This is a genomic window from Rhodococcus aetherivorans, from assembly GCF_011058165.1.
GTDB classification, from domain to species: domain Bacteria; phylum Actinomycetota; class Actinomycetes; order Mycobacteriales; family Mycobacteriaceae; genus Rhodococcus; species Rhodococcus aetherivorans.
This window is the reverse complement of the sequence record NZ_JAALEG010000059.1, coordinates 19241-40105: the sequence shown is the minus strand read 5'-3', so window position 1 is coordinate 40105 and position 20865 is coordinate 19241. Positions and strand designations below refer to the sequence as shown.

At 71.9% G+C, this 20865-nt stretch carries 16 protein-coding genes; 10 read left to right on the top strand and 6 right to left on the bottom strand.

The genetic code is table 11. The annotated features are described in order from the left end of the window. On the bottom strand, nucleotides 1-1495 hold a 1495-nt coding region (locus tag G6039_RS20670; protein WP_164528103.1), incomplete at its 3' end, for a DEAD/DEAH box helicase family protein. A gap of 257 nt (nucleotides 1496-1752) precedes the next feature. Between G6039_RS20670 and G6039_RS20665 the strand changes: the two genes are divergently transcribed. Next, complete coding sequence (locus G6039_RS20665; RefSeq protein ID WP_029543396.1) at nucleotides 1753-2934, top strand: YihY/virulence factor BrkB family protein; 1182 nt, start codon at nucleotides 1753-1755, stop codon at nucleotides 2932-2934. Here the strand turns inward: G6039_RS20665 and G6039_RS20660 are convergent. Then, on the bottom strand, nucleotides 2907-3143 hold the full coding sequence (locus G6039_RS20660) for a DUF3039 domain-containing protein (protein WP_029543394.1): 237 nt from the start codon (nucleotides 3141-3143) through the stop codon (nucleotides 2907-2909). The two genes, G6039_RS20665 and G6039_RS20660, sit on opposite strands and share 28 nt — an antisense overlap. A gap of 72 nt (nucleotides 3144-3215) precedes the next feature. Here G6039_RS20660 and G6039_RS20655 point away from each other — a divergent pair, with 72 nt between their 5' ends. The 3 genes from G6039_RS20655 (at nucleotide 3216) to G6039_RS20645 (ending at nucleotide 6255) form a co-directional block, all read left to right on the top strand. Continuing rightward, nucleotides 3216-3575: a DUF3099 domain-containing protein gene (locus G6039_RS20655; protein WP_006935000.1), complete on the top strand. Its 360-nt coding sequence runs from the start codon at nucleotides 3216-3218 to the stop codon at nucleotides 3573-3575. 54 nt (nucleotides 3576-3629) lie between these two features. After that, entirely contained in the window at nucleotides 3630-5111 is a 1482-nt protein-coding gene (locus G6039_RS20650; RefSeq protein WP_029543392.1) for a DUF7782 domain-containing protein, read from the top strand. A gap of 181 nt (nucleotides 5112-5292) precedes the next feature. Beyond that, entirely contained in the window at nucleotides 5293-6255 is a 963-nt protein-coding gene (locus tag G6039_RS20645) for a sigma-70 family RNA polymerase sigma factor (RefSeq protein WP_006935004.1), read from the top strand. A 103-nt stretch (nucleotides 6256-6358) separates the two neighbouring features. Here the strand turns inward: G6039_RS20645 and G6039_RS20640 are convergent, their stop codons facing one another. After that, complete coding sequence (locus G6039_RS20640) at nucleotides 6359-8977, bottom strand: bifunctional acetate--CoA ligase family protein/GNAT family N-acetyltransferase (RefSeq protein WP_075288601.1); 2619 nt, start codon at nucleotides 8975-8977, stop codon at nucleotides 6359-6361. A gap of 211 nt (nucleotides 8978-9188) precedes the next feature. Beyond that, complete coding sequence (locus G6039_RS20635) at nucleotides 9189-10460, bottom strand: acetoin utilization protein AcuC (protein ID WP_043798188.1); 1272 nt, start codon at nucleotides 10458-10460, stop codon at nucleotides 9189-9191. A 150-nt stretch (nucleotides 10461-10610) separates the two neighbouring features. Between G6039_RS20635 and G6039_RS20630 the strand changes: the two genes are divergently transcribed. Together G6039_RS20630 and galE are read left to right on the top strand one after the other, a co-directional pair. Next, nucleotides 10611-11297: an iron-dependent transcriptional repressor DtxR gene (locus G6039_RS20630; protein WP_043798191.1), complete on the top strand. Its 687-nt coding sequence runs from the start codon at nucleotides 10611-10613 to the stop codon at nucleotides 11295-11297. A gap of 53 nt (nucleotides 11298-11350) precedes the next feature. After that, nucleotides 11351-12343 carry a UDP-glucose 4-epimerase GalE gene (gene galE, locus G6039_RS20625; RefSeq protein WP_029543387.1) on the top strand — a complete coding sequence of 331 codons (993 nt, stop codon included), beginning with the start codon at nucleotides 11351-11353 and terminating at the stop codon, nucleotides 12341-12343. 19 nt (nucleotides 12344-12362) lie between these two features. Here galE and G6039_RS20620 read toward each other — a convergent pair whose 3' ends face one another. Further along, nucleotides 12363-13496, bottom strand: a complete 1134-nt coding sequence (locus tag G6039_RS20620; RefSeq protein WP_029543386.1) for a DUF4192 domain-containing protein — start codon at nucleotides 13494-13496, stop codon at nucleotides 12363-12365. 149 nt (nucleotides 13497-13645) lie between these two features. Continuing rightward, nucleotides 13646-14413 (bottom strand): hypothetical protein, encoded by a 768-nt coding sequence (locus G6039_RS20615; protein WP_043798261.1) that lies wholly within the window; start codon nucleotides 14411-14413, stop codon nucleotides 13646-13648. Between the two features lie 139 nt (nucleotides 14414-14552). On the opposite strand from G6039_RS20615, the gene G6039_RS20610 reads away from it, so the two are divergent. From G6039_RS20610 to G6039_RS20595, 4 genes are all read left to right on the top strand, one after another. Next, nucleotides 14553-15509 carry a proteasome assembly chaperone family protein gene (locus tag G6039_RS20610; protein WP_006935021.1) on the top strand — a complete coding sequence of 319 codons (957 nt, stop codon included), beginning with the start codon at nucleotides 14553-14555 and terminating at the stop codon, nucleotides 15507-15509. A gap of 182 nt (nucleotides 15510-15691) precedes the next feature. Further along, complete coding sequence (locus G6039_RS20605) at nucleotides 15692-16729, top strand: alpha/beta fold hydrolase (protein ID WP_006935025.1); 1038 nt, start codon at nucleotides 15692-15694, stop codon at nucleotides 16727-16729. Nucleotides 16730-16914: 185 nt separating this feature from the next. Further along, a complete protein-coding gene (locus tag G6039_RS20600; RefSeq protein ID WP_029543384.1) occupies nucleotides 16915-19419 on the top strand; it encodes a DEAD/DEAH box helicase in 2505 nt (834 codons plus the stop codon). Nucleotides 19420-19422: 3 nt separating this feature from the next. Then, nucleotides 19423-20865, top strand: coding sequence for an amidohydrolase (locus G6039_RS20595; RefSeq protein WP_029543383.1), 1443 nt, complete (start codon nucleotides 19423-19425; stop codon nucleotides 20863-20865).

Sequence of the window (20865 nt, the reverse complement as noted above, 5' to 3'; positions counted from 1 at the left end):
GGGAGGCCGGCTTGTCCAGCTGCTCCTGCTGGCGGCGGCGCAGCAGCGCCCGCATCTGTTCGGCGTCGAGCAGCCCGGGAAGCCCCAGGTAGTCGGCTTCCTCCTCGCTGCCGGCGAACGTCGCCGTGCCGAACGAGGAGCCGTCGTAGATCACCTGGTCGAGCTCGGCGTCGGCGCCGAGCGCGGTGAAGGCCTTCTCCTCCTCGCCGGGTTCGTCCTTGCGCCGGTTGGCGTCGGCGAGCAGGTCGTCGTCGAAGCCCTCCTTCTCGCGGTGGGGCTTGCCGAGCACGTGGTCCCGTTGGGCCTCGAGCTGGCTGGCGAGATCGAGCAGCACCGGCACGGACGGCAGGAACACGCTCGCGGTCTCGCCCTTGCGGCGTGATCGCACGAACCGGCCGATGGCCTGGGCGAAGAACAGCGGCGTCGACGCGCTGGTGGCGTACACGCCCACCGCGAGCCGCGGCACGTCGACGCCTTCGGACACCATTCGCACCGCCACCATCCAGCGCTGGGTGCTCGCATCGAACTCCGAGATGCGCCCGGAGGCCGTCGGGTCGTCGGACAGGACGAGTGCGGGCGCCTCGCCGGTGAGCTGCTCGAGGATCCTGGCATACGCGCGGGCCACCGTCTGGTCGCTGGCGATGACCAATCCGCCCGCGTCGGGCATCCCGCCCTGGCGCAGCTGCTCGAGCCGCGTGTTGGCGGCGGTGAGGACGGCCGGGATCCAGTCGCCGGCGGGATCGAGCGCGGTCCGCCACGCCCGGGCGGTCTGCTCGGCGCTGAGTGGCTCGCCGAGCCGCGCCGAGTACTCCTCCCCCGCGCTGTTGCGCCACCGGGCTTCACCGGAGTACGCGAGGAACACCACCGGGCGCACGACGCCGTCGGCGAGCGCGTCGGCGTAGCCGTACGCGTGGTCGGCCCTGGACTGCATGAGACCGTCGGCGTTCGGTTCGTACACCACGAACGGGATGGCGCTGTCGTCGCTGCGGAACGGTGTTCCGGTCAGGGCGAGGCGGCGGGTGGCGTCGCCGAACGCCTCCCGGATGCCCTCGCCCCAGCTCTTGGCGTCGCCGCCGTGGTGGATCTCGTCGAGGATCACCAGGGTGCGGCGCGCCTCGGTGCGGACCCGATGCTTGAACGGATGCGAGGCGACCTGTGCATAGGTCACCACGACGCCGTGGAAGTCGCTCGACGTCTGGCCCGTGGAGTTGGTGAAGTTCGAGTCCAGCGCGATGCCGGAGCGGGCGGCCGAGGCGGCCCACTGGTGCTTGAGGTGCTCGGTCGGGGCGACGACCGTCACCTGGTCGACGGTGCGGTCGCGCAGCAGCTCGCTCGCGACGCGCAGCGCGAACGTGGTCTTACCGGCGCCCGGGGTCGCGACGGCGAGGAAATCCCGCGGACCCGTCGCGAGGTACTTCGTGAGGGCCCGGCGCTGCCAGGCGCGCAGCTGTCCGGCGGGGGCGGAGGACGCTGTTCCGAGGGTCTCGGTGCTCACCGGCTACTCGTGCTCCTTCTCCGGTCGTGCAGGTGGTTTCGCTCTACGGCGACGTCGCCGGGCGGCGAACGGGCACCGCCGTGCGGTCGCCGGGCGGGCGACGGCCGTCGAGCAGCCTATCCCGGCCCGCGAGCCCGGCCCGCATCCGAACCGCCGTCCGTGACGCGGGCGACAGGAGACGATCATGACAGAATTCGCGGTCCCGTCGGCCCGCCGCCGCGCACCGCGGCGTGTCGTCAGGAATGCTGGAAGTACCCATGAGCGAGATATCCCCACCGGCCGGATCCACCGCCGCATCGAGCCCGCGACGGCGGCCGGTGCATCGCGGCCTACAGGTGATCGCCCGCACGGCGACCAAGGCATGGGACGACTCCATCTTCAGCAAGGCCGCAGCCGCCGCCTTCTGGCAGACGCTGTCGCTGCCCCCGCTGCTGCTGGGCCTGCTGGGCAGTCTCGGGTACGTGGCCGGGTGGTTCGGGCCGGACACGGTGGAGATCATCCAGTCCAAGATCGTCACGTTCAGCCGCACGATGTTCAGCGAGAGCGTCGTCGACGACATCATCGGGCCCACGGTGCAGGACGTGCTGCTGCGGGGACGCGCCGACGTGATGTCCCTCGGGTTCCTGCTGTCGCTCTGGGCGGGTTCGTCGGCGATCTCGACGTTCGTGGACTCGATCGACGAGGCACACGACCAGCACGATCACCGGCATCCCGTCTGGCAGCGGTTCTTCGCGCTGCTGCTGTACGTGGTGTTCCTCGTGCTGGCGGTGTTCACGCTGCCACTCGTCGCGCTCGGGCCGACCATGATCGGACGCGCGCTGCCAGCGGCGTGGTACGACCTCGGCACCCGGCTGCTGGACACGTTCTACTACCCCGGCGTGGGACTGCTGCTGCTCGTGGGCCTGACGACGCTGTACAAGGTGGCGCTGCCGAGATCGCTGCCGTGGCATCGGCTGCTGGGCGGCGCGATCCTCGCGGGCACGTTCTTCATGGCGTCGAGCGCGGGACTGCGCTGGTATCTGCGGTGGGTCTCCGGGACCGGCTACACCTACGGCGCGCTCGCCACCCCGATTGCGTTCCTGCTGTTCACCTTCTTCCTCGGCTTCGCCGTCGTGCTGGGTGCCGAGTTCAACGCGACCGTGCAGGAGTTCTGGCCCGCCCGCGAGACCCGCATCGAGCAGATGCGCCGGTGGCTGGCCGAACGGGCCGCCGCGGCGCCCTCGCCGGCGGCGGCCGCAGTGACCGGCCTGACCCGGCGGCTCGGGACGGCGCCGATCCCGATCCGGCTACCGGACATCATGCGGCCGGACCAGCGGGAACCGGAGTCGTGCCCCGTGGACGCTCCGCACCCGCGCGCAGCGGAGAAGGCCGCCGGCGAACACGTCCCGGCGGCTCCGGACGAGACCGTCGATCAGTCGCCCCTGCGCAGGCCCTCGTAGACCTTCTTGCACTCCGGGCACACCGGTGACCCCGGTTTCGGGGAGCGCGTCACCGGGAAGACCTCGCCGCACAGCGCGACGACGTGGGTGCCCATGACCGCGCTCTCGGCGATCTTGTCCTTCTTGACGTAGTGGAAGAACTTGGGAGTGTCGTCGTCGGTGGTTTCGTCGGTGGTGGTATCCGGCCGTTCCTTGATGTCGGTGCTCACCGTTACATGATGCCGCACCCTCGATGCGGATGCGCATGTGCATTCCGCGCGCGCGAGTGGGACAGTAGAGGGATGTCGAGAACTCCGGGTTTCAATGGGGACTACGACGACGGGTCACCCGAGAAACCGGTTCTGATCACCGAGGCGGCGTTGTCGCTGGAGGACCAGCACCGTGCGCGGGTCCGCAAGTACCTCACGCTCATGTCCTTCCGCATCCCCGCCATGATCCTCGCCGCCCTCGCGTACGCGGCGTTCGCCAATCCCTGGCTCTCGGTGGGCATCCTCGCCCTGTCCGTCCCGTTGCCGTGGGTGGCGGTGCTCATCGCCAACGATCGGCCGCCGCGGTCGAAGGACGAGCCCAGCCGCTGGGACGGCCGCGGGGACGGGACCACCGCCCTGGAGGGCCCGCAGCCCCGCATCATCGAGGGCTGACCCGGCTCCCGGTCCCCCGGCGACGCGGCCTCGGGGTGCTGCCAGAATGCGGGGGTGGACCGCGACCTGCTGCTTTCGATCTGCCCCCCGTTGCGCACGGCGCTGACGCGCGCCCGGTTCGACACCGACACGCTGCTCGAGCTGCTCGGCCCCGACGCGCACGCCGCGCTCGGCCGGGGCGAGCCCGTGCCGGTGCGGCGGGCCGCGACGGGCGGTGGTGATCTCGGCACCCTCGTGCGCCTGTTCCTGGTGTGCGACACGCTGCCTGCTGCGGAGGTGGCCGCGGCGCTCGCTCCGGTCGACGTGGCGACGGCGATCGCGGCCGGGCTGCTCGAACGCGACGGCGACGGCGTGCGCGCGGCGCTGGATCTGCGACCGCTCGACGCCGGCACCGGCACCCGCTGGATGCTGTCGGACCTCGACGGGGCGATGCGCCCCCGGCCCACCCGCGAGGACCACGTGCTCGGGGTCGGGCACGCCTCGCTGTCGCTGCTGCAGGCCATGCCCACCGACCCGGTCGGCTCGGTGCTGGACCTGGGCACCGGCTGCGGCGTACAGGCCGTGCGCGCCACCGACTTCGCCGGCACCGTCACCGCCACCGACGTCAACCCGCGGGCACTGGATCTGGCCGCCGCCACGGCCGCGCTCAACGAGGTCGAGGTCGAACTGCTCGAGGGATCGTGGTTCGAGCCGGTGGCCGGCCGCCGCTTCGACCGGATCATCGCGAACCCGCCGTTCGTGGTGAGCACCGGACGGGTCGAGCACACCTACCGGGACTCGGGCCTGGACCTCGACGGCGCGAGCGAGCTGATGGTCTCCCGCGCCGCCGAGCACCTGAACCCGGGTGGGACCGCGGCGATGCTGGCCTCGTGGGTGCACGTCGAGGACGAGGACTGGCGACGCCGGATCGCCTCCTGGCTGCCCGCCCACGGGGTCGATGCGTGGATCGCGCAGCGCGACGTCGCCGACCCGGCCCTCTACGTGGGGACGTGGCTGCGTGACGGCGACGCCGACCCGCGGGATCCGGCGGTGGCGGCGCGCGCCGAGGCCTGGCTGGACCACTTCGAGCGGCACCGGGTCGAGGGCATCGGCTTCGGGTTCGTCTACCTGCGGCGCACCGACGCGCCCAGCGACGTGCTCGCCGAGGACCTGCGGCACGGCTTCACCGACCCGCTCGGGGCGGAGGCCGTCGGCTACTTCGAGCGGCTGGCGTGGTTGCGCGACCACGATGTCCTCGAGGCGCGGTTCGTCGTCCGGCCCGACACCGCCCTGGAGCGCGTGTACCTGCCGGGTGCGGACGGCTGGCGGCAGGTGGTGACGCGCGTGCACCGCGGCGGCGGCCCGAACTGGCAGCACGAGGTGGACGATCCCGCAGCGGCCCTGCTGGCGGGGATGCGGGCCGACGGCCTGCCGCTGTCGGAGCTGGTGGCGCTGCTCGCCGCCGCGCACGACGAGGACGAGCAGGCGCTGGCCGGGCAGGCGGTCCCCCTGGTGCAGGCGCTCGTCCGGCACGGACTCGTCGAACCCGTCCGGTAGGGCGGCCCGGCGGGCCGGAAAGTTACCCGCCGGTTCCCCCGGTGGTGTGTTCTCAGCAACTTCTCAGGACCTGTTCGCCATATACGCAGGTCAGGGCGGTTCCCACGGAGGAACCCCGGGAACTTTCCCAGGGGTCCTGCGCGTTGAACGCATCGAGACACCACCGATGAGGAGGCACGTCATGGCACGCCCCGATACCACCGCCCGCGTCGATTCCGACCTCGACAGCCAGAGCCCGGCCGCGGACCTGGTCCGCGTCTATCTGAACGGGATCGGCCGCACGGCCCTGCTGAGCGCTGCGGACGAGGTGGAACTGGCCAAGCGGATCGAGGCCGGCCTGTACGCCCAGCATCTGCTGGAGACCAAGAAGCGGCTCACCGCCGCGAAGAAGCGCGACCTGGCGATCGTCGTGCGTGACGGTCAGGCCGCCCGCAGTCACCTGCTCGAGGCGAATCTGCGTCTGGTCGTGTCCCTGGCCAAGCGCTACACCGGCCGCGGCATGCCCCTGCTGGACCTGATCCAGGAGGGCAACCTCGGCCTGATCCGCGCCATGGAGAAGTTCGACTACGCCAAGGGCTTCAAGTTCTCGACCTACGCCACCTGGTGGATCCGGCAGGCCATCACCCGCGGCATGGCCGACCAGAGCCGCACGATCCGGCTCCCCGTCCACCTCGTCGAGCAGGTCAACAAGCTGGCCCGGATCAAGCGGGAACTGCATCAGCAGCTCGGCCGGGAGGCGACCGACGAGGAACTGTCCGCGGAGTCCGGTATCCCGGTCGAGAAGATCGGCGACCTGCTGGACCACAGCCGCGACCCGGTGAGCCTGGACATGCCGGTCGGCAACGACGAGGAGGCCCCGCTCGGCGACTTCATCGAGGATGCCGAGGCGACGTCCGCGGAGAACGCGGTGATCGCCGGGTTGCTGCACAGCGACGTGCGCAGCGTCCTGGCCACCCTGGACGAGCGCGAGCAGCAGGTGATCCGGCTGCGCTACGGCCTCGACGACGGCCAGCCCCGCACCCTCGACCAGATCGGCAAGCTGTTCGGCCTCTCCCGTGAGCGGGTCCGCCAGATCGAGCGGGAAGTGATGGGCAAGCTCCGCGAGGGCGATCGCGCCGAACGCCTCCGCGCCTACGCCAGCTGACCGGGCAGTCGGCCGGACGATCCCCGAGAACCGGGCTGGGTTCTCGGGGATCTTCGCGTCCGCGGACCGCCGCGGCCGTCAGCGCAGCCGGCGGGGGCCGAGGTCAGCGCAGCCGGCGGGGGCCGAGGTCTAGGGGGTGCGGCTCGGGGCCGATCCGCAGGTGCGCGTCGGTGATCTCCGCGCCCGTGGGAGACGCGAGGACCGGTTCGCACGCGATCTCCCGCACCTCCGGCAGATCGTCGGCGAGAGCGGAGATGCGCTGGACCAGGTCGACGAGCGCGGCCTTGCTGACCGGCTCGGTGTTGCGGTATCCGGACAGCAGCGGCGCCGCCTTGGGTGCGTCTATCAGCTCGACCGCCTCGTCCTCGGTGACCGGTAGGACCCGGAAAGCGCGGTCGCCGAGCAGGTCGGAGATGACCCCGGCGAGACCGAACGAGATCAGCGACCCGAACGACGGGTCGTCCTGCACCTGCACGACGCAACCGATGCCCTTGGTGGCCATCTTCTGCACGTGCAGCAACGGCTCCCCGGAGACCGCGGCGAGGTCACGGTACGCGATCCGCACCGCCTCGGGCCCGAGCAGATCCAGCCGCACCCCGCTCAGGTCCGGCCGGTGCCGCCAGTGGGCGCCGGTCGCCTTCACCGCGACGGGGAACCCGATCTCCTCCGCGGCGGCGACGGCCTCGTCGGCCGTGGTCACCGCCCGGAACTCGGCGATGTGCACGCCGTAGCACGCGAGCAGCAGCGCCGCCTCGGTGTCCGAGAGCCAGCGTCCCTCCGGCGACGTCGCCAGCCACCCTTCGACCAGGGTGCGGGCCTTGTCGGCTTCGATGCCCGCCGGACGGACGACCTGGGACGCCGGACGGCTGCGCCACTTGGCGTACCGCCACGCCCGGGCCAGCGCGAGCGCCGCCCGCTCGGGCCCCGGATACGACGGCACCGAACCCCGGGTGGGGTGGCCGTCCGGTCCGCGCACGGCGAGCACGTCGGGCAGGCCCTCGGTGGCGAGGAACGTCGTCAGCACCGGCTTGTCGGTGCCGGCGACGGCGTCGCGCAGGGCCTGCGCGTACGGCTCGACCGTCACGGCGACCGGGGGCACGAACACCGCGATCACCGCGTCGACATCGGCCGCCTCGAGCGCGTGGGCGACGGCTGCCGCGAACTGTTCCGGCGAGGCCGCCGCCCCCAGATCGACGGGTTCACCGACGTGCAGGCCCTCGCTGCGGGCGGCGTCGACGGCGAGCACGCCGAGGGCCGTGGAGTTGCCCACCACCGCGACGCGGGGGCCGGCGGGCAGCGGCTGGTAGCCGAACAACAGGGCGGAGTCGAACAACTGCGCGATCGAACCCACCTGCACGACGCCGGCCTGCTCGAACAGGTCCCGCACGATGGTGTCGTCCATCTCCCCCGTGCGGGCCGCGAGGACCGGGGGCACGGCGTGGCGGCCGCTCTTGACGGCGACGATCGGCTTGCTGCGGGCCACGCGCCGCGCGATACGCGAGAACTTGCGCGGATTGCCGAAGCTCTCGAGATACAGCAGCACCACCTCGGTGGCCGGATCGGTGTCCCAGTACTGCAGCAGGTCGTTGCCCGACAGGTCGGCGCGGTTGCCGGCAGAGACGAACGAGGACAGGCCGACGCCGGTCTTGGCCGCCTCGTCGAGGATCGCGATGCCCAGCGCGCCGGACTGGCAGAAGAAGCCGACGTTGCCGGCCGCGGGCAGCACGGGCGCGAGGGTGGCGTTGAGGCGGATCTCCGGATCGTTGTTGGCGACGCCGAGCGCGTTCGGCCCGATCAGCCGCATGCCGTGCGCCCGGGCCGCGTGGGCGAGGCGGCGTTCCGCGACCCGGCCCTCCGGACCGGTCTCGCCGAAGCCGGACGACACGACGAGCAACGCCTTGACGCCCTTGGCGAGGCAGTCGTCGAGCACCGCGTCGATGGCGTCGGCCGGGACCGCCGCGATCGCGAGGTCGATGTCGTCGGGGATGTCACGGACGGTCGGATAGGCCCGCACGCCACGCACCGAGCGGTGCTCGGCGTTGACCGGATAGACCGGGCCGGTGAAGCCGCTGCGCAGCATGTTGACCAGGACCGCGTTGCCGACCTTGCGGCTGTCGGTGGACGCGCCGATGACGGCGGCACTGCCCGGGCTGAGCAGGTTGCGGACGCTGCGGGCCTCGGCGGCGCGTTCGCGGGCGTTGCGCACCGACACCAGCGCCTCGGTGGGGTCGATGGCGAACTCGAGTCGCACCACGCCGCCCTCGAAACTGCGGCTGACCTGGTAGCCGGCCTCCCGGAACACGGTCACCATGTTGCGGTTCTCGGCCAGCACCTCCGCGACGAAGGTGTGGAGGCCGTTCTCGGCGGCGGCCCCGGCGAGGTGCTCGAGCAGGATCGGACCGAGGCCGCGGCCCTGGTGCGCGTCGGCGACGGTGAATGCGACCTCGGCGGACAGGCCGTCGCCCTCGGGCAGACCCTCGTAGCGGCCGACCGCGATGATCTCCCCGCCGAGCAGGGCCACGAACGCGACCCGCCGGTGGTGGTCGACGACGGTGAAGTTGAACAGGTCCCGTTTCGACATCGTCGGGTAGGGGCCGAAGTAGCGGAGATAGCGGGTGCGCTCGGAGAGTTTGCTGTGGAAGTCCACGAGCAGGTCCGCGTCCTCGGGGACGATGGGCCGCAGGTGCACGGCCTTGCCGTCGGCGGCGAGGACGTCCGCCACCCAGTGCTTGGGGTAGTTGCGGGCGACGGCGAGTGCGCGCTCGCGGGCGGCCTCCTTCTCCGCCTGTGCGCGGGCGGCGGCATCGACCGGCTCGCCGGCGGCGGCATCGACCGGCTCGCCGGCGGCGGCATCGACCGGCCCGCCGGCGGCGGCGTCGCCGTCGGGGGTCTGCCCCGCGGTGACCGCGGGGCCGTGGGCCGTGTTCTCGGATTCAGTCACGCGGGTCCTCCGGGTCCAGGCCGAGCAGCGGGAAGCAGGCCCGGCGGGTGGCGACGATGGCCGAGTCGACGCGGCTGAGGGCACGATCGAACGATGCGATGCCGGTCTCGGGGGTACCGCCGGGGCCGTCCCACGGCAGATACGCCACGTCGCCGCCCTCCCCCATCACGGTCGGCAGATCGACCCCCGGCGCCATCGCGGCGACCCGCTCGCGCCACTCGTCGGGGATCGGGGTGGCGGGGTCGATCTCGCGGTCGAGTACGGCTGCGATCAGGTGGGTCCAGGATCTCGGCACCACCCGCACCAGCCCGTAGCCGCCTCCGCCCACCGCGAGCCACCGGCCCTCGCAGTGCCGGTCCGCGAGCTCGCGCATGGCGAGATACGCCGCGCGCTGGCCGTCGACGGTCAACGAGAGGTCGGCCAGCGGATCCTCCCGGTGGCTGTCGGCACCGCACTGGCTGATGATGATCTGCGGCCGGAACGTCGCGACCGCGGCGGGGACGACGGCGTGGAATGCGCGCAGCCACAGCGCATCGACGGTGCCGGGCAGGACCGGCAGGTTGATCGCGGTCCCCTCGGCGGCGCCGGTGCCGACCTCGCTGGACCAGCCGGTGTTCGGCCACAGCGTCGCGGGGTGCTGGTGGATGGAGACGGTGAGCACCCGGGGATCGCTCAGGAAGGCGTGCTGCACCCCGTCGCCGTGGTGGGCGTCGACGTCGATGTAGGCGATCCGGTCGAAGCCGTTGTCCAGGAGCCACGAGATGGCGATGGCGGCGTCGTTGTACACACAGAATCCGGCGGCCCAGTCCGCCATCGCATGGTGCATCCCACCGCCGATGCTCACCGCCCGCCGGGTGCGGCCGGCGGCGATCTCCCGGGCGGCGGCGAGGGTGCCGCCTGCGAGGACGGCACTGGCCTCGTGCATGCGCGGGAAGATCGGATTGTCCTCGGTGCCGAGACCGTGCGGGGCCTCCGCCCCGGCGGTCGAACCTGGCGGCAGGCTGCCGGCGTGCTTGACGGCCTCGACGTAGGCAGGGGTGTGGATGCGCAGCAGCTCGGCGTCGGTCGCGGCCGGCGGACGCAGGGTCTCCACCCCCTCGAGCAGGCCGAGGCCGCGGGACAGTGCCATCGTGAGATCGAGCCGGGTGGGATTCATGGGATGAGTCGGGCCCCACCGGTAGTCGAGGAAGTCCGGGCTCCACACCACCACTCGGTCGCCGCTCGGATGTGTCGGATCGCCCGTCGCGGCGGAGGTCGTGGTCATGGCCACAAAGCTACTGCGCCGTCCGGGGCGATGCGAGTGCCGCAGGGCCCCGGCGCGCCTGCCGCAGGCCCCGCCGGGCGGCGCCGCGCGAGGTGCGCCCGCCGGGGGTTTCGCCCGGTTAGAATCGGCCGCAGACGAAGGGGTGTGAGAGTGAAGGACCTGGTCGATACCACGGAGATGTACCTCCGGACGATCTACGACTTGGAGGAAGAGGGCGTCGTGCCGCTGCGTGCGCGCATTGCCGAACGCATGGAACAGAGCGGACCGACCGTGAGCCAGACCGTCGCCCGGATGGAGCGGGACGGGCTGCTGCGCGTGGCAGGCGACCGGCACCTCGAGCTGACCGAGAAGGGCCGCGACCTGGCGGTGTCGGTCATGCGCAAGCATCGGCTCGCCGAGCGGCTGCTCGTGGATGTGATCGGTCTCGACTGGGAGAACGTGCACGCCGAGGCATGCCGCTGGGAGCACGTGATGAGCGAGGAGGTCGAGCGCCGCCTCGTCGAGGTGCTGCACAACCCCACGACCTCGCCGTACGGCAATCCGATTCCGGGACTGGACCAGCTCGGCCTGGACCGCCCGGCCGCGGCGGACGAGCGGCTGGTGCGGCTCACCGAGATCCCGCCGGGCAAGCCGACCGCCGTGGTCGTGCGCCGGCTGGCGGAGTACGTGCAGTCCGATCACGAGGTGATCGGGCGGCTGCGTGAGGCGGGGATCGTCCCCGACGCACGCGTTACAGTCGAGACGAAGCCGGGGTCGGTGGTCATCAACGTGCCCGGCCACGACGGCTTCGAACTTTCCGACGAGATGGCCCACGCGGTGCAGGTGAAGCAGGTCTGAGACAGGCCCCTTCTTCGCCGGCCCCGCGCGGGCCGGCGAAGAAGGGTCCCAGCGTGAGGCTTCTGGTTACCGGCGGTGCCGGCTATGTGGGCAGCGTCTGCAGCACGGTGCTGCTCGAGCAGGGTCACGAGGTGGTGATCCTCGACGATCTGTCCACCGGCAACGCCGACGCCGTCCCGGCCGGCGCGGAGTTCGTCGAGGGCGACATCGCGACCGCGGCCGCGGAGGTGCTCGGCGGCGGTGCACAGCCCCGGTTCGACGGGGTGCTGCACTTCGCGGCCCAGTCCCTGGTCGGCGAGTCCGTCGAGCATCCGGACAAGTACTGGCACGGCAACGTCGTCGCGACCCTCGCCCTGCTGGACGCGATCCGCGCCTCGGGAACACCGCGGCTGGTGTTCTCGTCGACGGCGGCGACGTACGGCGAGCCGGACCGGGTACCGATCACCGAGGATGCACCCGCCCGGCCCACCAACCCGTACGGCGCCACGAAACTCGCCATCGACCATGCGATCTCGTCGTACACGCGGGCGTACGGTCTGGCCGCGACGAGCCTGCGCTACTTCAACGTCGCGGGCGCATACCACGGTGCCGGCGAGAACCGCGTGGTCGAGACGCACCTGATTCCGCTCGTGCTGCAGGTGGCTCTCGGCCAGCGCGAGCACATCTCGGTGTTCGGCACCGACTGGCCGACCAAGGACGGCACGGCGGTGCGGGACTACATCCATGTCAAGGACCTCGCCGACGCCCACCTGCTGGCACTGGCGGCCGCCCGGCCCGGCGAGCACGCCGTCTACAACCTCGGGAGCGGCGAGGGTTTCACCGTCCGGGAGGTCATCGAGGCGTGCCGCCGAGTGACGGGCCTGCCGATCACGGTGGTCGATGCACCCCGGCGCGCCGGGGATCCGGCCGTGCTGATCGCGTCGAGCCGCCGCGCCGTCGAGGAACTGGGCTGGAAGCCGCAGCACACGAGCCTCGACGAGATCGTCGCCGACGCGTGGGTCTACCTGCAGGAACTCGGCGACCGGTCGCACGCGGCACGGCGCTGAGCCGGCGCCGTCCCGGCGGTCACGCCGCCGGTGCGGGCGGGGGCATTCGCACCCCGAGCCGCGCGGCGATCTCGTAGCCGGTGTCGGCGAGGCCGCGCACGGTGGGCGGCCGCAGCCCGGCCTGCAGGGCCTGGTCGAGGAGGTCGGCGAGCCGGTGCCGCGGGTTGGACTCGAGTGCGACCCCCAGGGCCACCCCGGCGAGCGGTCCGTCGCCCCGAACGTACGCGCTGTAGCCGACGAGGGCGGCGGCCTCGGCTCGTTCCGGGTCCGGGAGACGCCGGGTGAGCGTGACCCACAACCGTTCGGCGGTGTCGGCCTCGGCGCCCGCCGCGAGGGCCATCACGGCGTCGCGCACGGTCGAATTGGACAGCAGGACGGCGAGTTCGGCAAGCTCGGGGGCGAGCAGCTCGGCGCCGTCGTCGTGCTGGGCGATGTGGGCCAGCACGGCCTCGAGTTCCTGACGGTCGGCGCGGTCGCGGCCGCCGGCGCGGACGGCGAGTTCGTAGGCGAGGTCACGCGCGTCGATCGCCTCGTCGATGTGGTCGGCAACCTGCATGCGCCCGGGCATCGGCAGCGGGGTGAGCAGATCGGCGAGTTCGGCGCGGGACCGCCGGATCGCCCCGCCCTCGAAGACGCGGGCGGCGGCGACGGGCGAGGCCTGCGGGTCCGGGACCGTCCCGCGCGCACCGCCGACGAGCGCAAACCATGTTCTGCCGCAAGCGACCTCGGAAACGGCGTGTGCTCCGGCGATGCGAACCCCGCGCCGGTCGAGGCGGACGGCGAAGTCGTCGAGCAGTCGGCAGGCCGCGGCGACGGCGGGGGCGTCGGGGTGGTCGAGACGGTCGTCGACGAGGACGACGAGCACGGCGTCGGCGCCCTCCCGATCGCAGAGCGCACCGAATCGGTCGAAGACGTCGCGCATCGCAGCCGGCACCGGATCGTCCTCGCCGGGCGGCAGGATCAGGTCGTGGCGCATGACGGCGCCGACGGTCGCGGACCGGGCACCGTCGCGCCCGCCGCCGGCATCGGACGCGAGGCTCAGCACGATCAGCGACCGTGCGGGCAGGAAGCCGAGCATGGCCGGCACGGCGGCGATCAGATCCCCCGGATCGGTGAGTCGCAGCGGCCGGGGCGAGGAAGTCGATGTGGTCATGCGCCGACTGTCCCCGACGACCGGTGCCCTCGGGGGCCGCGCGACCCGGATCCGCGGAATCTGGGGACGAGCGCTCCGGTTGTGGACAAGTACTGCGGCCGCAGGAGTTCCGGCCGCCCGATGTCGGTGCCGGCTGGTAGCGTGCCGCGTCAGCCGACGCGCACGCGCTCCACGCTCGCCTCGAACACCCGGCCCAGGGTGGCGGTGTCGGCGGGCCCCGCACCGAAGGACATGTACGTCACCAGCACCCGCACGTCGTCGACCTGGGCGATCCGGCTGGTCATCGACTGGGTGACCACCTCCCGGCCCTCGCCCGAGCGGACGGTGCGGGTGAACGCGAGGGTCGCCACCCCCGCGGCGGCCGGCGGCGCCGACGGGTCGACCGTGGTCGTCACCGTGGCGGTGACGCCCCGGCGGGTCGCCGCGACGACGGGACATTCGACGAGACGGTCGCGGTAGGCGGCCAGGTCGTCGGTGACAGCGACGAGTTCGACCGAGATCGTGGCCCGGCTGTCGTTGTCCGTGCCGACCACCATCGCGGTCCCGTCCGGGCCGTAGTTCTGCGGCGGCGGCAGGCATCCGGGTGGATCCACCTTGGCCCCCTCCGGGACTCCGGTGAGGTCGGGAGCGGCCTGGGCGACCGCCTGCGGCGGTAGCACCACCGCGTCGTACGGCTCGGGGAACTGCTCGGGCGGCAGCAGCAGTTCGGCGAGGGGCCGGCCCGCGGTGCCGGCCTCGTCCGTCGTGGCCAGTGCGGCCGGCTCGGGCTGTGGCGTGCCGTCGACGATCGACGAGCACCCGGCGGCGAGCAGCAACGCGCCCCCGATCACGGTCGCGCCCAGCCGGCGGAAGGGCACCGGCGGGGTCCGGGGGCGGCGCGGCGTCCGGACGTCGTCTCCTGCGCTGTGGGTTGCCACCGGACCTCCGCTGTCGCGTCCCGCCGGGGTCGTGCCCCGGCGGAAGCTGATCACCAGTTCAACTAGACTCGAACTCCACCATGCCACGCCGGTGACCCGGCGGTATCACGGCGCCCCGGATCGAACGGAGGATGTTCGCATGGACGACCAGTCCCGCATGTACGAGCTCGAGTTCCCCGCTCCGCAGTTGACGTCTGCCGACGGCGAGGGTCCCGTGCTGGTGCACGGTCTCGAGGGGTTCGCCGACGCCGGGCATGCGGTGCGGCTCGCCACCACGCACCTGCGCGAGAGCCTCGAAAGCGAACTCGTGGCGTCGTTCGCCGTGGACGAGCTGATCGACTACCGGTCCCGGCGGCCGACCATGACGTTCAAGGCGGATCACTTCTCCGACTACGCCGCCCCCGAACTCAACCTGTACGCCCTGATCGACACGGCCGGAACCCCCTTCCTGTTACTGGCCGGCGCGGAACCGGACCTGAAATGGGAGCGGTTCATCACGGCGGTGCGCCTGCTCGCCGAGCAGTTCGGGGTCCGGCGCACGATCGGGATCAGCGCGATCCCGATGGCGATCCCCCACACCCGTCCGCTGGGCGTGACGGCGCACTCGACGAACAAGGACCTGATCGCCGACCACCACCGCTGGACGGGCGAGCTGCAGGTGCCGGCGGGGGTGTCGTCGCTGCTCGAGCTGCGGATGGCGCAGCACGGGCACGAGTCGGTGGGGTTCTCGGTCCACGTGCCCCACTACCTGGCGCAGACCGAGTACCCGGGCGCTGCCGAGACCTTGCTCGAGAACGTCGCCGAAGCCGGGGGCCTCGGGTTGCCGCTGGCCGCGCTCGGCGAGGCCGCCGCACGGGTGCGTGAGCAGATCGACGAGCACATCGCCCAGAACGAGGAGGTGCAGGCGGTGGTCCGCGGACTCGAGCGGCAGTACGACAGCTATGTGGCGGCCCAGGAGCAGCAGGCCGCCCAGCTGCCGACGGACGAGAACCTGCCGACCGGCGAGGAGATCGGTGCCGAGTTCGAGCGTTTCCTCGCCGAATACGAGGATCGCGGCGGGAACGGACAGCCCGGCGACGCGGACCCCTCCGCCTGACCGGGTTCGAATCGCCGCCTGTCCGACCCCGGATCATTACTCTCTCGTTACACTTCGCGTTGTGCAGGTCACATACAGTCAGTACGCTCAGTTCGACGAGTTGAGCTGAAGGGTCGGGCCGGAGACGGTCCGGCGCCTCGGACACCACAGGTAGACGAGGAACCGGCGGTCAGGAGACGCACATGGGTACACCGCGCACACGCACGCTCCGGCCGGTGCCGGACGCGGAGACGCGGATGGTCTTCCGCACCATCCACGGCTACCGTCGCGCCTTCCGGCTCGCCGGCGAGGGCCCCGCGCTGCTGCTGATCCACGGGATCGGCGACAACTCCTCGACCTGGCAGGAGGTCATCCCGCACCTGGCCCGCAAGTACACGGTCATCGCACCGGACCTGCTCGGCCACGGCCGCTCCGACAAGCCGCGCGCCGACTACTCGGTCGCCGCGTACGCCAACGGCGTCCGCGACCTGCTCTCGGTCCTGGACATCGAGCACGTCACCGTGGTCGGGCACTCCCTCGGCGGCGGCGTCGCGATGCAGTTCGCGTACCAGTTCCCGCAGATGGTCGACCGGCTCATCCTGGTCTCGGCCGGCGGCGTCACCAAGGACGTCCACCCGGCGCTGCGCCTGCTGTCCATGCCCGGCCTGAGCGAGGTCCTCAAGCTGCTGCGGCTGCCCGGCGCCCTGCCCGCGGTACGCATCGCCGGCGGCCTGCTCGGACAGTTGCACGACACGCCGCTGCGGCCAGGCCCCTTCCTGCACGACACCTCGGATCTGATCCGGGTCCTGAGCGGATTGCCCGATCCCACCGCGTACGAGGCGTTCCTGCGCACGCTGCGGGCTGTCGTGGACTGGCGCGGCCAGGTGGTGACGATGCTCGACCGCTGTTACCTGACCGAGAACCTGCCCGTGCAGCTGATCTGGGGAGATCACGACAGCGTGATCCCGGTCAGTCACGGTTACCTGGCGCATTCGGCGATGCCCAACTCCCGGCTCGACGTCTTCCGCGGCGCCGGCCATTTCCCGTTCCGGGACGACCCCATCCGGTTCCTGCGGGTCGTCGAGGAGTTCCTCGACTCGACCGCACCCCTCGTGTTCGACGAGCAACGCTGGCGCGAGTTGCTGATCAACGGCGTCAGCGAGAACCAGATCACGGGCGGTCCGGCCACCCGCAGGGCCGTGCTCGGCGCGATGGGCGCCGACGAACGCAGCGCCACCTGAGCGACCCGCCGCCCACGACGTCCCGCGCCGAGTCCTCGAACGCCGTCGCACGTCGCCGTCGGCCCGCTCCGGCAGGTGCAGCCGTCGAGACCGGCGCGGGCGGCAGGACCCGTCGGCCGCCGCGCGCCGGCCTGCCGCACACGGCGCGTCGGCGCGGTCACGGCGGCAACAACTAGCCTGGAGCGGTGCTGCTTCCGGATCTGACCCCCGACATCGTCGACGAGGACTCGCTGTTCGACGCCTTCACCACCTTCACGACCGGGCGCGGCCTCTCGCTGTATCCGGCGCAGGAGGAGGCGCTGCTGGAGCTGGTCTCCGGGTCGAACGTGATCCTCGCGACGCCCACCGGGTCGGGCAAGTCGATGGTGGCGCTCGGCGCGCACTTCTTCGCCCTGGCCACCGGTACGCGCACCTTCTACACGGCCCCGATCAAGGCGCTGGTCAGCGAGAAGTTCTTCGCGTTGTGCGAGGTGTTCGGCGCCGATCGGGTCGGGATGATGACCGGCGACGCCTCGGTGAACCCCGGTGCCCCGATCATCTGCGCCACCGCCGAGATCGTCGCCAATCTGGCGCTGCGGGAGGGCGCCGGCTCGGACATCGGCCAGGTGGTGATGGACGAGTTCCACTTCTACTCGGAGCCGGACCGCGGGTGGGCCTGGCAGGTGCCCCTCGTGGAACTGCCCCGCGCGCAGTTCCTGTTGATGTCGGCGACCCTCGGCGACGTCACCTTCCTGAAGAAGGACCTGACCCGGCGCACCGGCCGCACCACCACCGAGGTGTCCGGCTCCGAGCGGCCGGTGCCGCTGTCGTTCACCTACTCCCAGAAGCCGATCGGCGAAGAGATCGAGGAACTGGTCACCACGCACCAGGCCCCCGTCTACGTCGTGCACTTCACCCAGGCCGCCGCCCTGGAGCGGGCGCAGGCCCTGACCAGCGTGAGCATGTGCTCGCGCGAGGAGAAGGACGCGATCGCCGAGGCGATCGGCGCGTTCCGGTTCTCCACCGGCTTCGGCAAGACGCTGTCGCGGCTGGTGCGGCACGGCATCGGCGTGCACCACGCCGGGATGCTGCCGAAGTACCGGCGGCTCGTCGAGCGGCTGGCCCAGGACGGGCTGCTGAAGGTCATCTGCGGGACCGACACCCTCGGGGTGGGCATCAACGTGCCCATCCGGACGGTGCTGCTGACCGGCCTGACGAAGTTCGACGGCACCCGGACCCGGCAGCTCAAGGCCCGCGAGTTCCATCAGATCGCCGGCCGCGCCGGCCGTGCCGGATTCGACACGATGGGCACCGTCGTGGTGCAGGCGCCCGAGCACGAGATCGAGAACGTGCGGGCCCTCGCCAAGGCCGGTGACGACCCGAAGAAGCGCCGCAAGGTGCAGCGCAAGAAGCCGCCCGAGGGATTCGTCTCGTGGGGCGAGGGCACGTTCGACAAGCTCGTCGCCGCATCCCCCGAGCCGCTCACTTCGCGCTTCTCCGTGAGCAATTCGATGCTGCTGAACGTGATCGCCCGCCCCGGCAGCTGTTTCGAGGCGATGCGCCATCTGCTCGAGGACAACCACGAAGCGCGCCCCGCCCAGCGCCGGCACATCCTCAAGGCGATCTCGCTGTACCGGGGGCTGGTGCAGGCCGGGGTGGTGCAGCAGCTCGACGAGCCCGACGAGTTCGGCCGGACGGCGCGGCTGACCGTGGACCTGCAGCGCGACTTCGCGCTGAACCAGCCGCTGTCGCCGTTCGCGCTCGCCGCGATCGAGCTGCTCGACATCGACTCCCCCACCTATGCGCTGGACGTGGTGTCGGTGATCGAGTCCACGCTCGACGATCCGCGGCAGATCCTCATGGCGCAGCAGCACGCCGCGCGCGGTGAGGCCGTGCAGCAGATGAAGGCCGACGGCATCGAGTACGAGGAGCGCATGGAGCTGCTCGAGGAGATCACCTGGCCGAAGCCGCTGGCGGAACTCCTCGAGCCGGCGTTCGAGACGTACCGCGCCGGGCATCCGTGGGTCTCGGAGTTCCCGCTGTCCCCCAAGTCGGTGGTGCGGGACATGGTCGAGAAGGCCATGACGTTCGCCGAACTGGTCGGTCACTACGGCCTGACCCGTTCGGAGGGACTGGTGCTGCGCTACCTCGCGGACGCCTACCGGGCGCTGCGCCAGACGGTTCCGGACGCGGCCCGCACCGAGGAACTCGAAGACCTCACCGAGTGGCTGGGCGAGCTGATCCGCCAGGTCGATTCGAGCCTGCTCGACGAGTGGGAGTCGCTCACCAACCCCGGCGTCGAATCCGACGATCAGCAGGTGGCATTCGGCGCGGATGTGCCCAAACCGATCTCGGCGAACACGCGGGCGTTCAAGGTGATGGTGCGCAATGCGATGTTCAAGCGGGTGGAACTGGCGTCGCGGCGACGGTGGAACGAGCTCGCCGAGCTGGGCGACGGGCTCGAGGCCCAGGACTGGGCCGACCTGCTCGAGTTGTACTTCGAGGAGTACGACGAGATCGGCACCGGCCCCGACGCGCGGGGCCCGCAGCTGTTCACCGTGGTCGAGGAGAAGGATCTGTGGCGGGTCCGGCAGACCCTCGCCGACCCCGCCGGGGACCACGGCTGGGCGCTGCTCGGCGAGGTGAACCTCGCCGAGTCCGACGCGGCCGGCGAGGTGGTGTTCGACGAGTTCGAGATCGTCGAGGGCTGAGCGGTGCCGCCGTCCCTCGTCCTGCGTGGCGCCCGCACGGCGCCCGGTGCCGGCCCGGTCGACCTGCCGATCACCGGCGACCGCATCGGCGGTGACATCGCGGGCAGCACCGAGGTCGTCGACGCCGGCGGGCGACTGGTGCTGCCGGGCCTGTGGGACGCGCACGTGCACTTCGACCAGTGGACCCTCGCGCAGGCCGCGCTCGACCTGTCGGGCGCGACGTCGGCCGCGCACGCGGTCGCGCTGGTGGCCGCCCGCCTGGCCGGTGACCACGCCCCCGTCGTGGTCGCGCACGGTTTCCGCGACGGGCTGTGGCCGGACACGCCCACCGCTGCGGCGCTCGATGCGATCGCCCCCGCCCGGCCGGTCGTCGCGTTCAGCGCAGACCTGCACAGCGCCTGGTTCAATACTGCTGCGCTACAGCGCTTTTCGCTGCATCCACACCCCACGGGGCTGCTGCGGGAAACCGAGTTCATGCCGCTGATGAACGAGATCCAGCGCGTCAACCACGAGGTGCGCGATCGCCTCGTGGACTCCGCGGCCCGGGCGGCCGCCGCCCGCGGCGTGGTGGGCGTCGTCGACTTCGAGATCGCGGACACTCTCGCCGCGTGGAGGCGCCGCATCGGCGCCGGGACGCGGCACCTGCGTGTGCGGTGCGGGATCTGGCCCCGGTGGCTGGACGCGGCGATCGCGGCGGGCATGCGCACCGGCGACGTGGTACCCGGCACCGCGGGGCTGGCGACGGTGGGTCCGCTGAAGGTGATCGTCGACGGATCGCTCGGCACCCGCACCGCCTACTGTCACGACCCGTATCCCGACGGCGGGCACGGGATGTTGTCGGTGCCGCCGGAACGGCTCGAGCCGCTGATGCGCCACGCCCACGAACACGGGGTCGAGAGCGCGATCCACGCGATCGGTGACCACGCCTGCGAGCACGTGCTCGACGCGTTCGCCGCCACCGGGGCGCGCGGCAGCGTCGAGCACGCCCAGTTCGTGGCCGAGCGCGACTTCCCGCGGTTCGCCCGGTCGGGTGTGACGGCGAGCATCCAGCCGGCGCACGTGTACGACGACGTGGACCTGGCCGAACGGTACTGGCCCGGCCGCACGCACCGCGCCTTCCCGTACGGGACGCTGCACGCGGCCGGGGCGCGGCTGGTACTGGGCTCCGACGCGCCGGTCGCGCCCCTGAATCCGTGGCGGACGCTGGCCGCCGCGATCGACCGCACGCTGCCCGACGGCCGGGTCTGGCACCGCGAGCACGAACTGGACCTGCAGGTGGCGCTGGCCGCGTCCACCGGTGGTCGTGCCCGCGTCGCCGTCGGCGACGTCGCCGATTTGGTGGTGCTCGACGCGGACACGCTGCCCCGCTCCGGTGCGGAGCTGGCCGCGATGCCGGTGTGGGGCACGATGCTCGGCGGACGCTGGACGCACGGGCCGCTAGCCTGA